17 protein-coding genes are annotated in these 15,531 nt (G+C 69.3%); 14 read left to right on the top strand and 3 right to left on the bottom strand.

Annotation, left to right across the window (positions count from 1 at the left end):
* Positions 1 to 74 precede the first annotated feature (74 nt).
* The 6 genes from E3N94_RS09555 (at position 75) to E3N94_RS09580 (ending at position 4,335) form a co-directional block, all read left to right on the top strand.
* Entirely contained in the window at positions 75 to 686 is a 612-nt protein-coding gene (locus E3N94_RS09555; RefSeq protein ID WP_134342720.1) for a hypothetical protein, read from the top strand.
* Positions 687 to 901: 215 nt separating this feature from the next.
* Entirely contained in the window at positions 902 to 1,495 is a 594-nt protein-coding gene (locus E3N94_RS09560) for a copper resistance protein CopC (RefSeq protein WP_134342719.1), read from the top strand.
* Between the two features lie 97 nt (positions 1,496 to 1,592).
* Positions 1,593 to 2,138, top strand: a complete 546-nt coding sequence (locus E3N94_RS09565; RefSeq protein ID WP_104099767.1) for a copper chaperone PCu(A)C — start codon at positions 1,593 to 1,595, stop codon at positions 2,136 to 2,138.
* Complete coding sequence (locus E3N94_RS09570) at positions 2,135 to 3,397, top strand: Dyp-type peroxidase (protein WP_241987096.1); 1,263 nt, start codon at positions 2,135 to 2,137, stop codon at positions 3,395 to 3,397. The genes E3N94_RS09565 and E3N94_RS09570 overlap by 4 nt, the downstream gene beginning before the upstream one ends.
* A gap of 87 nt (positions 3,398 to 3,484) precedes the next feature.
* Positions 3,485 to 4,084 carry a DUF308 domain-containing protein gene (locus tag E3N94_RS09575; RefSeq protein WP_104099766.1) on the top strand — a complete coding sequence of 200 codons (600 nt, stop codon included), beginning with the start codon at positions 3,485 to 3,487 and terminating at the stop codon, positions 4,082 to 4,084.
* Positions 4,081 to 4,335, top strand: coding sequence for a hypothetical protein (locus tag E3N94_RS09580; RefSeq protein ID WP_104099765.1), 255 nt, complete (start codon positions 4,081 to 4,083; stop codon positions 4,333 to 4,335). The genes E3N94_RS09575 and E3N94_RS09580 overlap by 4 nt, the downstream gene beginning before the upstream one ends.
* 112 nt (positions 4,336 to 4,447) lie before the next feature.
* On the opposite strand, the gene purB is transcribed toward E3N94_RS09580, so the two are convergent.
* Positions 4,448 to 5,830, bottom strand: coding sequence for an adenylosuccinate lyase (purB, locus tag E3N94_RS09585; RefSeq protein WP_134342718.1), 1,383 nt, complete (start codon positions 5,828 to 5,830; stop codon positions 4,448 to 4,450).
* Positions 5,827 to 6,354, bottom strand: coding sequence for a low molecular weight protein-tyrosine-phosphatase (locus E3N94_RS09590; RefSeq protein WP_104099783.1), 528 nt, complete (start codon positions 6,352 to 6,354; stop codon positions 5,827 to 5,829). The genes purB and E3N94_RS09590 overlap by 4 nt, the downstream gene beginning before the upstream one ends.
* 180 nt (positions 6,355 to 6,534) lie before the next feature.
* On the opposite strand from E3N94_RS09590, the gene E3N94_RS09595 reads away from it, so the two are divergent.
* Complete coding sequence (locus E3N94_RS09595; protein WP_134342717.1) at positions 6,535 to 6,861, top strand: hypothetical protein; 327 nt, start codon at positions 6,535 to 6,537, stop codon at positions 6,859 to 6,861.
* Positions 6,858 to 8,360 carry a hypothetical protein gene (locus E3N94_RS09600; RefSeq protein ID WP_104099762.1) on the top strand — a complete coding sequence of 501 codons (1,503 nt, stop codon included), beginning with the start codon at positions 6,858 to 6,860 and terminating at the stop codon, positions 8,358 to 8,360. Before E3N94_RS09595 ends, E3N94_RS09600 begins: the two co-directional genes overlap by 4 nt.
* Positions 8,361 to 8,402: 42 nt before the next feature.
* On the opposite strand, the gene E3N94_RS09605 is transcribed toward E3N94_RS09600, so the two are convergent.
* Positions 8,403 to 8,795: a phage holin family protein gene (locus E3N94_RS09605; protein ID WP_104099761.1), complete on the bottom strand. Its 393-nt coding sequence runs from the start codon at positions 8,793 to 8,795 to the stop codon at positions 8,403 to 8,405.
* Positions 8,796 to 8,894: 99 nt separating this feature from the next.
* Between E3N94_RS09605 and E3N94_RS09610 the strand changes: the two genes are divergently transcribed.
* The 6 genes from E3N94_RS09610 to E3N94_RS09635 all read left to right on the top strand — a co-directional run bounded on the left by E3N94_RS09610 (position 8,895) and on the right by E3N94_RS09635 (position 15,530).
* Positions 8,895 to 9,998 (top strand): histidinol-phosphate transaminase, encoded by a 1,104-nt coding sequence (locus tag E3N94_RS09610; RefSeq protein ID WP_134570131.1) that lies wholly within the window; start codon positions 8,895 to 8,897, stop codon positions 9,996 to 9,998.
* A 40-nt stretch (positions 9,999 to 10,038) separates the two neighbouring features.
* The gene (locus E3N94_RS09615) at positions 10,039 to 11,130 is read left to right on the top strand and encodes a thiamine pyrophosphate-dependent dehydrogenase E1 component subunit alpha (protein WP_134570148.1); all 1,092 of its coding nucleotides are present in this window, start codon (positions 10,039 to 10,041) and stop codon (positions 11,128 to 11,130) included.
* Between the two features lie 119 nt (positions 11,131 to 11,249).
* Positions 11,250 to 12,209 (top strand): alpha-ketoacid dehydrogenase subunit beta, encoded by a 960-nt coding sequence (locus E3N94_RS09620; RefSeq protein WP_233191201.1) that lies wholly within the window; start codon positions 11,250 to 11,252, stop codon positions 12,207 to 12,209.
* Between the two features lie 51 nt (positions 12,210 to 12,260).
* Positions 12,261 to 13,637, top strand: a complete 1,377-nt coding sequence (locus tag E3N94_RS09625) for a dihydrolipoamide acetyltransferase family protein (protein ID WP_104099758.1) — start codon at positions 12,261 to 12,263, stop codon at positions 13,635 to 13,637.
* 74 nt (positions 13,638 to 13,711) lie between these two features.
* Positions 13,712 to 14,731: a metal ABC transporter substrate-binding protein gene (locus E3N94_RS09630; RefSeq protein WP_198416273.1), complete on the top strand. Its 1,020-nt coding sequence runs from the start codon at positions 13,712 to 13,714 to the stop codon at positions 14,729 to 14,731.
* A gap of 7 nt (positions 14,732 to 14,738) precedes the next feature.
* Positions 14,739 to 15,530 (top strand): metal ABC transporter ATP-binding protein, encoded by a 792-nt coding sequence (locus E3N94_RS09635; RefSeq protein WP_134570132.1) that lies wholly within the window; start codon positions 14,739 to 14,741, stop codon positions 15,528 to 15,530.
* Position 15,531: the final 1 nt, after the last annotated feature.

Here is a 15,531-nt window from a genome sequence, read left to right on the forward strand (position 1 = left end):
GGTCAGGGCGGTAGGGTTCAGTCAGGGATCCGACCCTGATCCCGATCGGGGCGGTTCCGGTGCGAGGGAGGGCCATGACGAGCAGGTGGGCGCGATTCGGTCGCGGATGGCTGACCGCATCCGTCGCCGTCTTCGTCGCCGCCCTCTCGCACATCGCCGGCGGCGGCAACGCTCCCGGCTGGCTCAGCGTGGGTCTGGCCCTCGCCTTCGCGGGGATAGCGTCCGTACTGTTGGCCGGCACAAGCTTGTCGCTATTGCGTCTCTCCCTCTCCGTCGGGGTCAGCCAGCTTCTGCTGCACGTTCTGTTCGGCCTCGGCGGGGCCTCGAGCACGACGATGACGAGCACCTCCCATCACGGAGCCGTCACCCTGGCGGACGCGACCCCCCACCTGATGCACGCGGTCGGCGCCCTGCCTGGTGGCTGGATGTGGGTGGCACACGCCTTGGCCGCCCTCGTCACCATCGCCGCCCTGTACCGCGGCGAGAAGACGTTCTGGGCGCTGCTCGAGGAGACGACGATCCGTCTCATCGCGGTCCTGATCGAACGCCTCGCTCCGGCGCAGATCGGAACGAATGCGGCGACGCTGCGCCCTGCTTTCCGCCGGGTCTTCGTTCCTGCCGATCTCGGCGTACTGCTCTCCAGTGCGCTCCGCCGCGGTCCGCCCCCGCGCGCCCTGGCACCGTGAGGCTCTGACCTTCTCACTCGTGCGCTCTGATCCCGATGCGCTGCACCCTGCGCGCGACCCGCTGACCCGCTGACCCGCTGACACCTGGCCCGAGTGATTCCGTTCGACCTCGGTGAGGTCGCCGGCGTCTGCGCACCCGGCCACCGGCACGTCTGTGCCCGGTGAATCTGCCGTCGCACCGCCCCATCTCTTCCCTCCACGAATCGGAGATTTCAATGATTTCTGCCCAACCGCGACGCCCGGCAGCCGCCGTTTTCCTGACCCTGGCCGTGATCGCTCTGTCCATATTCAGCCCGGTGGCTCCGGCGGCCGACGCCCACGACCAGGTGGCGTTGACCGTGCCGGCCGACGGTGTGAACGTCGACCTCGCTCCCGCCGAGATCGCCATCACGTTCACGCAGGACATCCTCGAGGTCGGCGCCATCGTCATGGTTGTCGATACCGAGGAGAAGAACTGGGCAGAGGGCGACATGCGGCTCGACGGGCCGCAGGCCACCCAGCCGGTGGCGGCCGACCTGCCCGACGGTGCCTACGACGTGCGCTGGCGGGTCGTGTCCGCCGACGGTCACCCGGTCTCTGGCGCCTTCGCCTTCACCGTGGGCGCCGCGGCCCAGCCTCGATCACAGTCGACTGCGGGTGCAACCGCGGCGCCGGACCCGTCCGGCGACGCGACATCCGCCGCCTCGGAAGAGACCGCCGACGGAACGGGACTCGCGGTGGTCGCGGTGGGTCTCCTCGGTGCCCTCGGTGGACTGGCCGCCGTCGCCCTGTTCATTGCCTGGCGAGCCAGGCGCCCTGGCAACCCGTGAAAAACCTGAAGCACCTGAAGCACCTGAAGCACCTGAAGCACCTGACACGCCGCATCGTTTCCCGAGCACCCAACGCACCACACCAGGAGAACCCCTCATGAAGCTCAACACCGTTCCCACCCGATTCGTCGTTGCCGCCGCCGCTCTGATGCTGGCCCTCTCGGGCTGCGCCGGCGCGACCGAGGCACCCGCGGCGACGACCGACAGCGCCACCTCGGCCGACACCCTGGCCATGACGGATGCCTGGGTCAAGGCGAGCGAGTCCGGCATGACCGGCGCCTTCGGCCTGCTCGAGAACTCCGGACCCGACGACATCACGGTCGTCTCAGCCGAGACATCCGCAGCCTCGATGATCGAACTTCACGAAACCGTGGCCAACGACGCCGGCGACATGGTCATGCAGGAGAATCCGGATGGCTTCGTGGTGCCGGCCGGCGGCTCCATCGAACTCATCCCTGGCGGCCGCCACATCATGCTGATGGGGCTCACCGGCCCGCTCGCCGCCGGCGATGCGGCCGCCTTCACCCTCGACCTCGCCGACGGGTCGAGCCTGGACTTCTCGGCCCCGGTGAAGGACTACACCGGGGCCAACGAAACATACGAGGGCGACACCGAAATGGACATGGATACCGACAGCCAGTGAGTTCCCTCACAGAGAATGAACGGAGTGGACCGCCCGAATCGTCCGTGCAGTCGGGCCGCCGGCTCAGCCGGCGCCGCCTTCTTCTGGGTGGTGCCGCCGCCGGGATCGGTGCGGCCGGAGCCATGGGCATCGACCTCGTGGCCAAGGCCGGGATCGGCGGCTCTGCGGCTCCATCGGTACCGCTCTTTCGCGGCACCGACGCCGTTCCCTTCTTCGGGGTGCACCAGGCCGGGGTGGACACCGACCCGCAGGCCCGGGTCACGTTCGTGGCGCTCAACCTGCCCGCGCAGATCGACCGGGCCGCGCTGCGGCGGATGATGCGCATCCTGACCGACGATGCCGCCCGGCTCACCCAGGGCGAGGGCGCCCTGGCCGACTCGGAACCCGAGCTGGCCGTCGTGCCGGCCCGGCTGACGGTCACCTTCGGCTTCGGGCCCTGCCTCGTCGCCGTCGCCGGGGGAGAGGCTCCCGGCTGGCTGAGGCCCCTGCCCGCGTTCACGATCGACCGGCTCCAGCCGGAGTGGAACGACGGTGACCTGCTGCTGCAGATCGCCGCCGACGACCCGATGACGGTCGCCCATGCCACCCGGATGCTTCTGAAGGACCTGCGCTCCTTCGCGTCGGTGCGGTGGGTTCAGTCCGGCTTCCGCCGAGCAGCCGGTTCGGAGAAGCCCGGCACCACCATGCGCAACCTGTTCGGCCAGGTGGACGGCACCGCGAACCCGGCCGCCGGAACGGCCGACTTCAATGCCCTGGTCTGGGGCACGGCCTCCGGTCCCGGCTGGCTGGTGGGTGGAACCAGCCTCGTCCTGCGCCGGATCAGCATGAACCTCGACACGTGGGACGGGCTCGACCGCTCGGGCCGCGAGTCCGCGGTCGGACGCACTCTCGCCGTCGGGGCGCCGCTCACGGGCACGAAGGAGCGCGACGAGCCCGACTTCACGGCGACGAACGCGCTCGGGTTCCCGGTCATCCCCGAGTACTCCCACCTGCGTCGCGCCCGGTCGGAGGACCGGTCCCAGCGCATCCACCGCCGCGGCTACAATTATGACGACGCGCCTCAGGGTTCCGGCGTCTCCAACTCCGGACTGCTGTTCGCGTCTTTCCAGGCGGATGTCGACGCGCAGTTCGTGCCCATCCAGCAGCGCCTCGACACCCTCGACCTGCTCAACCAGTGGACCACCCCGATCGGTTGCGCAGTGTTCGCGATTCCGCCGGGATGCGCAACGGACGGCTACATCGGCGACACCCTGTTCTGACCGATCTGCGCACCGGGGCCCAGCGGGCGGCCAGGACCGCCCGCGTAGACTGTATTCGTCTCAACCCGCAATGAAAGAGGTCGTCGCGTGGCGAACGCCCAGGCTCCACACTCCACCACCGGCCGGTACTGGCCGGTGCCGGTGCTGCGGGCCGCCCTCACCCTTGTGCCGGCGGCCGCGATTACCTTCAACGCCGATCATTCGGCGGAATTCGGCCTTCTCGTGTTCGGCGTCTTCGCGCTTCTCAGCGGACTCACGGTGGGTCTGCTCAGCCGGCGCACGCTGGCCGATCCGCGGGAGCGGTCCCTCTTTGTGGTGCAGGGCGCCGTTGGTGTCGCCGCCGGCCTCCTCGCGCTGCTCTTCCACGCGGGCGGGCTCGGTTTCTTCCTCCTCCTGGTCTCGGTCTGGGCGGCGGTGACCGGTTTTCTCGAGCTGTACAGCGGCATCCGTGCGCGTCGGCGCGACCCGGCCGACCGTGACTGGCTGCTGGTCGGCGCCGTCACCGCCCTGCTGGCCGTGATCTTCCTGCTGCTGCCGCCCAACGCAGTGGTGTCGGTCGGCCTGTTCGGCGCCTACCTCGTGATGCTCGGCGTCTACCTCGCCATCGCCGGGTTCTCCCTCAAGTGGTCCGGCACGGATGCCGCCCGCGCCCTCACGGCCTCACCCAACGATTCGGACACCCTGTGACCCAGAACACCCCGCGCACGCCCAGCCGTTCCGAGAAGCTCAAGCCGATCGAACTCGTCGGCTTCTCGGCCGTGATGGCCGTGTTCCTCGGCCTGGTCGTGCTGATGAGCACCCGGGACGTGGTGCTGGCGTTGATCGGCTTCGGCGGCACGTTCATCCTCGTGCTCGTCGTGATCGCGATGCTCGTGCTCGGCATGAAGCCGAACCCGGCCGAGAGGTCCGACCTCGACGAGCAGGACCGCGGCCTCTGAACGGAGGCGCCGTGCGTACTCCGACGCCACGAGCATTCTGACGCCGCGCGTGGGGTGCGCTGCTGCGCACGTGGCACGCCACCAGCGGAACGGCGCAGCACCCGCGCAGCCGCTAGGTCAGGTAGTCGAGAAGCGGGTCCGCGAGACCCACGTAGCTGCCCGGGGTCAGAGCGAGCAGCCGCGCCTTGGCGGCGTCGCCGATCTCCAGTTCGGTGACGAAGGCCACCAGATCGTGCCGGTTGATCCGCTTGCCCCGGGTGAGTTCCTTGAGCAGGGCGTAGGGGTCCTCGATCGTAGAGCGCCCCGCCGACACCTCGGCGCGGATCACGGTCTGGATCGCCTCGCCGAGGATCTCCCAGTTGGCGTCGAGGTCGCGGGCGAGCATGGCGCGGTCGATGTCGATTTCGCCGAGGCCGCGCAGGATGTTGTCGAGGGCGAGCAGGGAGTGTCCGAAGCCCACGCCGATGTTGCGCTGCGTGGTGGAGTCGGTCAGGTCGCGCTGCAGCCGCGAGGTCACCAGTGTCGCCGCGAGCGAGTCGAGGATCGCGCTGGACAGCTCGAGGTTGGCCTCCGCGTTCTCGAAGCGGATGGGGTTGATCTTGTGCGGCATGGTCGATGAGCCGGTGGCCCCGACCTGCGGGATCTGGCGGAAGTAGCCGAGCGAGATGTAGGTCCAGACATCCGTCGCCAGGTTGTGCAGCACCCGGTTCGCGTGGGAGACGCGCGAGTAGAGCTCGGCCTGCCAGTCGTGGGGCTCGATCTGGGTGGTCAGCGGGTTCCAGGTGAGCCCGAGGCCCTCGACGAAGCCGCGCGACACGGCCGGCCAGTCGACGGCGGGATCGGCCGTGACGTGGGCGGCGAAGGTGCCGGTGGCACCGCTGAATTTGCCCAGGTACTCGCTGTCCTCGACCTGCTGGGCCAGGCGCTCGAGCCGGTAGACGAAGACCGCGAGCTCCTTGCCCACCGTGGTGGGTGTCGCCGGCTGGCCGTGTGTGCGGGCCAGCATGGAGTCGGCGCGGTATTCGAGGGCGCGTAGGCGCAGGGCGCCGATGACGGCGCGGAATTTGGGCAGCCAGACCTCGCGCACAGCGTCGCTCACGGTCAGCGCGTAGGACAGGTTGTTTATGTCCTCGCTGGTGGCGGCGAAGTGGGTGAGCTCGTTGATGTGGTCGAGGCCCAGCGTGCTCAGGCGGCGGCGCACGAGGTACTCGACGGCTTTCACGTCGTGCCGGGTGGTGGCTTCCAGCACGGCCAACTCGTCGATCTCGGTCTGGCCGAAGTCGGTGACCAGAGCGCGCAGGCCGAGCTTCTGCTCCGCGTTCAGCGGTACGGAGCCGAACAGGCTGCGGTCGGTGAGGGTGATCAGCCATTCCACCTCGACCTGCACCCGGGCCCGATTGAGGCCTGCCTCGGATAGGTACTCGCCCAGTTCGGTGACGGCGGCGCGGTAGCGGCCATCGAGTGGGCTGAGGACCTGGGGCGGTAACGGACTCATCGGACTCCCTGTCGGATTGCGGGTGCAAGTTGCGCGAAGAGCGCTTCATTTGCGCTTTCAATCATGCCAAGAACCGTGTCAAAGAAAGCATCGTCGGAATAGTAGGGGTCGGGAACGTCCAGCAGGGCAGCCTGGGCCGCATCGAAACTGAGCAGCAGGCGCACCTTGCTGCGGTCACGCTCGGTCGTGGCCCAGTTGCGCAGGATGCGTTCCTGCGCGCGGTCGAGCACCACGACGAGGTCGAGGTCGGCAAACCACTCGGGGTCGAACTGGCGGGCCCGATGATGCCTGCCGTCGTAGCCGCGGGTGGCGAGGGCGGCGATCGTGCGCTGATCCGCCTGCTCGCCGACATGCCAGTCGCCGGTGCCGGCGGAGCTGGTGGTGATCAAACGACCCAGGCCGGAGCGCGTGATCAGATCGCGAAGCATGACTTCGGCCATCGGCGAACGGCAGATGTTCCCGGTGCAGACGAAAATAATGCGGAACGGTGTCGACTCATCGGGTGTGATCGACACAATGTCCATCTCCCCATTGTGTTGCACCCGGCCCCCTCCCCAGCCGCCGTCGTGCGGCATGTTCCGTGAACTCTCGGATTCATAGCGACCACGTCTGCCGGGGGTGGCACGCTCACTGGCAGCGAATCCGCAGCGCGCAGAAGGGCGGAGATGGAGATTCCGGGCGGCACCAGCTCGACTTGCACGATCGTGACTCATTACGCGCTGGAGGCGCGCCTCGACGAACTTCGGCAGCGACGGATGCTGCTGCGCCTGCTGCGCGACGACGTCGACATGGCGGCGGGCCGGCTCACGGCCGGCGACCTGACCGGCTCGTGGCGCTCAGAGGCCCAGCGGAACTACGACCGTCAGCGCAGCGACCTCGCCGGCGAACTCCGCCGAGCCGCCGGGCTCCTCGACGCCGCCCTCACCGAGGTGGTGGCCGCGATCGATCAGGGCGGGGCTGCTCTGGCCGAGGCCCGGGCGCCGGTCCCGACCCTGGCACCCGGCCCGGCTCCAGCCCGGGCGGTGCGATGACGGGGGAGCAGCCTGGCGGCCCCGGCGACACCCTGATCGTGTCCGGCGGCGGGAGCACGCTCGTCGCCACCGACACGCTGCTGGCCGAGGCGGCGCGGCTGCGGCTGCTTCAGGGTGACGCCGAGGACTGGCTGGTGCGGGTGGCGCGCATCCAGGCACTGGATTCCGACCAGCCCCTCGGTCCGGTGATGAGCCTGCCCAACGCCGGGATGAACGTGTTCGCGGCCCGCTCCGCCCTGGAGCGAGTCGCGGAGCGCAGCCAGACCCTCGCCGACGCTCTCATCGCGGCGGCGGAGGGCTACGGCAGGGCCGAGCGCCTGCGGGACTGGGGAGCAAGCCTCTCCGGGGCCTGGCTGGGCTCCACCCTCGGGCTGCTGGCACCTCTTCTGGCCCTGGCGGCCGTGCCCGGCCTCACGGTCGGCGTGGTGGGGTTGGTGCTCGGCGGTCTGCTCACCGGCCGGCGTCCGGGAGACGCGCCCGCCGAGATCGGCGCCTGGGTCCACGCGCATCCGCGGGCCCTGACCAACCCGGTCCTGGTCGAGGCGGTGCGGGTGATCGTCTCCTCGGCCGACGACGCGGCCACCGGTCGTGCCGGGGTGCCGTTCCCGGTGTCACTGGCCCTCGGCGACGAGGGCCTCGGCCTGCTCGGTGTCACGACGACCGCGGCGGGCCTGGTCGGGCTCGCCCGCCCCCTCGGCCTGCTGCGCGAGACTCCCGTGTCGGTGGAGCGGCTCGACGGTGGGACCCGCCCCCTCGGCCCGCCGCCTGCGGGTGCCGCGCGGCCCGGCGCCGCTCTCCCCGGCCGACCCGTCGCTCCGCCGGCCGGCTTCGAGGACCTGGCTGCCCGCATCCCCTCGGTGTCGGAGGACGCCCCGCAGGTGCGCATCGAGCGTTATGGCGGTCCGGACGACGCATCCTGGGTGGTCTACATCGGCGGCACCGCGGCGTGGAGTCCGGTCGCCGGTGAACAACCGTGGGACCTCACCTCCAACCTCGTCGCCCTCGCCGACCAGGGCTCCGGCTCCTATCGGGCGGTCGTCGATGCCCTGCGGGAGGCCGGGGTGGCGCCGGGCGACCCGGTGGTTCCGGTGGGTCACTCGCAGGGCGGGTTGGTCGCGGCGCAGCTCGCGGCGTCCGGGGACTTCAACACCGTCGCGGTGGCGACCTTTGGGGGACTCACCGCCCAAGTGGCCCTGCCCGCAGACGTGGAGGCCGTCATGGTCGAGCACACCGACGACCTTGTCCCTGCCCTGGGGGGAACGGCCACCGGCGACGATGAGCGCCTGGTGGTGCGCCGCGAGGTGTTCGCTGAGACGGAGGTGCCGGTCGACCGGCCGCTGCCGGCTCACGCCCTCACCGCCTACCGGGAGACCGGGCGGCTCATGGACGGCTCCGAGGAACCACGATTACAGGAGTTCCGGGAGACCCTCGGGAAGATCCTCGGCACGGAAGCCGGCGAGTCCTCCCGGTGGCGGGGCTTCCGCCTGGCCGACGGCTGACCCGACGGCTGACCCGACGGCTGACCCGACGGCTGGAGATCGCTACGAGCGGGGGGTGACCGGTCGGATCAGCACGCCGAGAATCCAGCTGATGATGCCCAGCACGAGTGCGCCGAGCACACCCCACCAGAAATCGTCCACCACGAGCCCGAAGCCGACCAGGCCCGAGAACCAGGCCACGATCATCAGCAGGAAACCATTCACGATCAAGGAAATCAGGCCGAGCGTGAGGATGTAGACCGGGAACGCGACAACCCGCACGAAGCCGCCGATCACACTGTTGACGAGGCCGAAGACCAGCGCGACCAACAGATAGGTGGCGATCAGGGCGGTCGTGCCCTCGGCGAACGGATCGACCCGCACCCCGCTGACGAGCAGGGTCGTGAGCCACAGGGCGACGGAGTTGAGGATCAGCTTGATCAGGAATCTGGCCATGACTCCACTATGGCATCGCCGGTGACTGGTCGCACGGATGGGCCAGCCCCGGGCCTAACCATGCGGCCACGTGAATATGCCGCGGCGTAGAATCGCCGAGTGAGCCCATCAGACCCGCCCTCGGTCCGCCTGCGCCCCGAGATTGTCGCCCTCCCGGCCTATCGGCAGGGTCAAGCTGCCGCAGCCAGCGCGTTCAAACTCTCGAGCAACGAGAACCCCTTCGATCCGCTGCCCGGCGTCATCGCCGCCGTGAACGCCGAGACCGCGTACAACCGGTACCCGGATGCCTCGGCGCTGGCCCTGCGCGAAGGGCTGGCCACGCAGTTCGGCCTGAGCGTCGACGAGGTGCACATCGGTGCCGGCTCCGTGGCCCTCCTGGCCCAGCTCATCCTCGCCGCCGCGGGACCGGGTGACGAGGTGCTCTACTCGTGGCGCTCCTTCGAGGCCTACCCCGGTCTGGTCACCGTCGCCGGTGCCACGAGCGTGCAGGTTCCGAACCGGGCCGACCATCGCCACGACCTGCCCGAGATGGCCACCCGCATCACGGACCATACCCGCGTCGTCATCATCTGCAGCCCGAACAATCCGACCGGGACTGCCGTCACGGGCGACGAGTTCGAATCGTTCATGGCCGTCGTCCCGCCGGACCTCCTCGTCATCCTCGATGAGGCCTACTGCGAGTTCGTCACCGACCCCGAGGCGGTCACCGGCCTGCCACTGCTGTCCCGGTTCCCGAACCTGGTCGTGCTGCGCACTTTCTCCAAGGCCTACGGCCTGGCCGGCCTGCGCGTCGGCTACGCCCTCGGTCCCGTCGCCGTGCTCGATGCGGCGAGGTCCACCGCGATCCCGCTCTCGGTCACAGGTGTTGCCGGCGCGGCCGCGATCGCCTCTCTCGACGCCGCCGACCAGCTGCTGCGGCGGGTGCGTGCCCTGACCGAGCGGCGCGACCGGGTCTGGCGCCTGCTGAGCGAGCAGGGCTGGAACATTCCGGTGCCTCAGGGAAACTTCATCTGGCTGCCCACCGCCGAGGACACCGCCGACATCGCCGATGTCCTGTCGGCCGTCGGCCTGATCGTTCGCCCGTTCCCCGAGGGCATCCGAATTTCGATCGGTGAGGAAGAATCCGTGGAGAAGCTCCTGGGTATTTGCGCCGACATTGTTGACGATCTACCAACGGGGCACCCTGCCCGAGGGCTAGGTTAGTACGGTGTCAGCGACCCCGAGTGCCTCTCCCACGGTGCGAATGCTCTCCCCGGAGGGTGTCTTCGCCCCGAGCGATTCCGCGGCCGAGTTCCTGCCCTACCTCGATCGACTGACCGAGGCCGACCATCGGCGGTTCTACCGCGACATGGTGGTGGTGCGCCGGTTCGACACCGAGGCCGCGAACCTGCAGCGGCAGGGCCAGCTGGCCCTCTGGGTGCCCAGCCACGGCCAGGAGGCCGCCCAGGTCGGCTCCGCCTACGCAACCCGGCCGCAGGACCACGTGTTCCCGTCCTATCGCGAGCACGTCGTCGGCATGATCCGCGGACTCGACCCCGTCGATATCCTGCGGATGCTGCGCGGTGTCACCCTCGGCGGCTGGACCCCCGAGGACCACGGCAACTTCCACCTGTACACCCTTGTGCTGGCCTCGCAGACCCTGCACGCCACGGGCTACGCGATGGGCATGCAGCTCGACGGCGCGACCGCGACCGGCAATCCCGAGACCGACCAGGCCGTCATCGTGTACTACGGCGATGGAGCTTCGTCGCAGGGCGACGCCAACGAGGCGCTCGTCTTCGCCGCCAGCTACCAGACCCCGCAGGTCTTCTTCCTGCAGAACAACCACTGGGCCATCTCAGTGCCCGTGACCCGGCAGTCCCGCACTCCGCTCTACCTGCGTGCCGCCGGCTTCGGCATGCCCGGCACCCAGATCGACGGCAACGACGTGCTCGCCAGTTTCGCGGTGACGACCAAGCACCTCGACGACGCCCGCGCCGGCCACGGCCCCGCCCTGATCGAGGCCCTGACCTACCGAGTCGGTGCCCACACCACGGCCGACGACCCCACCAAGTACCGCGACCCGGAACAGCTGGCCTACTGGGTGGCCCGCGACCCGATCGTGCGCTTCCGCAGCTACCTGCAGGGCCTGGGGGTCGAGCCGGAGTTCCTCGACGCCGTCGACGAGGAGGCCGACGACTACGCCGCGGATGTGCGCCGCCGGGCCCTCGACATCCACTCCCCGGAGAAGGCTGTCATCTTCGACAACGTCTACGCCGAACCCCACCCGCTGATCCAGGAACAGAAGGCCTGGCTCGACCACTACGAGGCATCCTTCGAAGGAGGCGACGCGTGAGCGACACGATCGTGACGAGCACCACCGGCCTCGCCACACCGACCACCGCGATGCCGACCCCGGGACACCCGGCCGCCGCCAAGCGGGCCATTCCCGGCACCGGAACGGCGAACCTGCCCATGACGAAGGCCCTCAACGCGGGCCTGCGCCAGGCCATGCGCGACAACCCCCGGGTGCTGATGATGGGCGAGGACATCGGCCCGCTGGGCGGGGTCTTCCGCGTCACCGAGGGTCTGATCGCCGAATTCGGCGACAAGCGCGTGCTCGACACCCCGCTGGCCGAGTCCGGCATCATCGGTACGGCCATCGGCCTGGCCCTGCGCGGCTACCGCCCGGTCTGCGAGATCCAGTTCGACGGGTTCGTCTTCCCCGGCTTTGACCAGATCACCAGCCAGCTGGCGCGGATGCGCAACCGGCACGAGGGTGAGGTCTCCATGCCCGTCGTGATCCGCATCCCCTACGGCGGCCACATCGGGTCGATCGAGCACCACCAGGAGAGCCCGGAGACGTACTTCGCGCACACGCCGGGCCTGCGCGTGGTCAGCCCGTCGAACCCGCACGACGCCTACTGGATGTTGCAGGAGGCCATCGCCTCCGACGACCCGGTCATCTTCTTCGAGCCCAAGAGCCGCTACTGGCCCAAGGGTGAGGTGAACCTTGCCGAGAGCGGCACGCCCCTGCACGCCAGCCGCGTGGTACGCAGCGGCACGGATGCGACGGTCGTCGGCCACGGCGCCATGGTCAGCGTCCTGCTGCAGGCTGCGGATCTCGCGGCGGCGGAGGGAACCAGCGTCGAGGTCATCGACCTGCGTTCAATCTCGCCGATCGACTACGGTCCCATCCTCGCGTCGGTCGAGAAGACCGGGCATCTGGTCGTCGCCCAGGAGGCCCACGGCTTCGTCAGCGTCGGATCGGAGATCGCCGCGACCGTCATGGAGAAGGCCTTCTACCTGCTCGAGGCTCCCGTGCTGCGCGTCTCCGGTTTCGACACCCCGTTCCCGCCGGCCGCCGTCGAGACGCACTTCCTGCCCAGCCCGGACCGCGTGCTCGAGGCCGTCGACCGCGCCCTCTCCTACTGATATGAGTCGCACCAGGGCTTCTCGCCTCACCAATCGCAAGGAGCGTACTCGATGAGCGTGTCGAAATTCACACTGCCCGACGTCGGCGAGGGTCTCACCGAGGCCGAAATCGTGGAGTGGAAGGTGGCGCCCGGCGACACCGTGTCGATCAACCAGGTGCTGGTCGAGATCGAGACCGCGAAGTCGCTCGTCGAGCTGCCGTCGCCGTACGTCGGCGTGGTCGGGGAGATCCTGGTGAAACCCGGCACGACCGTCGACGTCGGAACGGTCATCATCACCATCGTGGCCGAGACCGTCGCCGTCGCGTCTGCGTCGAGCAGTGCGATCGCGAACGGCGCGGGCGAGCTGGCCAGCGCGGCAGCGGATGCCGGCTCCACCATCACGGACGAGCCGGCCGAGACGCCGGGCGCGGTCCTGGTCGGGCGCGGCGCCGCGGCGACCATGCCCACCCGGCGCAAGCGCCACGGGGTCACCCCCGTCGCCCACGAGTCGATCGCGCCGCCGCCCGTGCACCCCACGCGCCCGGCCACTTCGCAGCTCCCGCAGCTGCCGCGCGCGGCATCCGCGGGCCCCGTCGTCGCCAAGCCGCCGATCCGCAAGCTGGCCAAGGACCTCGGTGTGGACTTGTCCCTGGTCGAGGCGACCGGCCCGGTCGGCGACGTCACCCGCGAGGACGTGCTGCGGGAGGCCACCCAGGCCAGCGTGTTCCGCAACATCCAGACGCCGGAATGGCCCAGCGACCGTGAGGAGCGCGTCCCGGTCAAAGGCGTGCGCAAGGCCATCGCCCAGGCCATGGCCTCCAGCGCCTTCACCGCACCGCACGTGAGCCTCTTCGTCGACGTGGACGCCACCCGCACCATGGAGTTCGTCAAGCGGCTCAAGGCGTCCACCGACTTCGCGGGCGTGCGCGTGTCCCCGATGCTGATCATGGCCAAAGCCATGATCTGGGCCGTGCGGCGCAACCCCACGGTCAACTCGGTTTTCACCGACGAGGAAATCGTGATCAAGCACTACGTGAACCTGGGCATCGCCGCGGCCACCCCCCGTGGGCTCATCGTGCCCAATGTGAAGGAAGCGCAGGACATGAGCCTGCTTGAACTGGCCCGCGCCCTTGAGAAGCTCACGCTCACCGCGCGGGACGGCAAGACCTCGCCGGCGGAGATGTCGAACGGCACGATCACGATCACCAATATCGGTGTCTTCGGCATGGATACCGGCACGCCCATCCTCAACTCCGGCGAGGCCGGCATCGTGGCCCTCGGAACGATCAAGCCCAAACCGTGGGTCGTCGACGGCGAGGTGCGGGTGCGTCAGGTGACGACCATCGGCGCGAGCTTCGACCATCGCGTGGTCGATGGGGATGTCGCGAGCCGCTTCCTGGCGGATGTCGCGAGCATCATTGAGGAGCCCGCGCTGCTGCTCGAGTAAGGTCCCGGAGGAGATCCCGGCGGCGGCTCTTATTGGTGTTGACAATCATTATCATTAGGCGTAACGTCGGCCCTGTGATCAACAATCGATTCGTCCTCACCGCCCTGGCCGCCGTTGCCTCGCTGACCATGGTCGGCTGCACTCCGACCGGCGGTTCGGCGGATGGCGCCGCCGCCGGCGACCTCAAGGTGGTCGCGACGACCACCCAGGTGGCGGACCTCACCCGCAACGTCGTCGGCGACACCGCGGGCGTAGTAGTGACCCAGCTCATCCAGCCCAACCAGAGCGCGCACAGCTACGATCCGTCCGTGGCCGACTTGACAGCCCTCGGTGAGGCCGATGTGCTCGTGATCAATGGGGTCGGCCTCGAGGAGTGGCTCGACGACGCAATCAGCGCCAGCGGTTTCGACGGCGTGACGATCGACTCCGACGAGGGCATCGAGATCCAGGACATCGCAGCCGGCGAAGAGGACCACGCCGAAGACAAGGCCGCGACGGATGACGCCGAGCACTCCCACCAGGGCGGCAACCCTCACATCTGGACCGACGTGTCCAATGCCGAGACCATGGCCGTCACCATCGCCACGGGCCTCAGTGATGCCCAGCCGGACCTGGCCCCGGACGTCGAGGCCAACGCGACCGCCTACACCGGCCGGCTGGCCGAGCTCGACGACTGGATCCGTACCAACATCGACGCCGTGCCCGCCGAGCAGCGCCTGCTCGTGAGCAACCACGACGCATTCGGCTACTTCACCGAGGCCTACGGCATCACCTACGTCGGATCCATCATCCCGAGCTTCGACGACAACGCCGAGCCCAGCGCCGCCGCGATCGACGAACTCGTCGACGCCATCACGGCCACCGGGGTCAAGGCGGTCTTCTCCGAGGCCTCGATCAGCCCGAAGGCCGCCGACACCATCGCCGGCGAGGCCGGCGTCAGCGTGTACTCGGGGGAGGACGCGCTCTACAGCGACTCCCTCGGTGCGCGGCACAGTGACGGCGCCACCTACATCAGTTCGCAGCTGCACAACGTCGGCCTGATCCTCGAATCCTGGGGAGCCGAGCCCACCGCGGTGCCCGCAGACCTGCGATAGTTAGTCAGTGATCGAGAACCCTTCTCAAGTACGGCCGAGCGCGCCTGTCGCGCTCAAGGTGGCGGGCGCCTCCTTCTCCTACGGCCAGAGCCCTGCCCTGGCCGACATCGACTTCGAGGTGCACGCCGGCGAGGCCGTGGCGCTGATCGGGCCCAACGGGTCCGGCAAGTCCACGCTGCTCAAGGGCATCCTCGGCCTGATCCAGCGCGTGAGCGGTACCGTCGAGGTGCTGGGAGCGGCAGCGGCCCCGGCCGGATCCATCGGTTACGTGCCGCAGGCCGACGAGATCGACCAGCAGTTCCCGGTCACGCTCGAGCAGGTCGTCATGATGGGGCGCTACCGCTCGCTAGGCTGGCTGCGCCTGCCCGGTAAGCGCGACCGTCAGGCCGTGGCCCGTGCACTCGACGCGGTGGGCCTCGCGCATCGCGCGAAAACCCGCTTCGGGGAACTCTCCGGCGGCCAGCAGCAGCGCGGACTGCTCGCACGGGCCGTGGCCGCGAGGCCCCGCCTGCTGCTGCTCGACGAGCCGTTCAACGGCCTCGACCAGCAGAATCGGGACGCGCTCGTGGGCACCGTCAAGCGTTTGAAGGAGGAGGGGGTGGCCGTGGTCGTCTCCACCCACGACCTCCAGCTCGCCCGCGAGGTCTGCGAACAGGTGTTGCTGCTCAATGGCGCCCAGGTGGCGTTCGGGCCGCGCGAGTCGGTGCTGATCCTGGAGAACGTGCAGCGCACGTTCCGAGAGGTCGGCGTGGAGATCGACGAGCACACCGTGGTTGTGCCCGGGCACACCGGTCACTGAG

It is taken from the genome of Cryobacterium sp. Sr3 (assembly GCF_004402835.1).
Lineage (GTDB): Bacteria > Actinomycetota > Actinomycetes > Actinomycetales > Microbacteriaceae > Cryobacterium > Cryobacterium sandaracinum.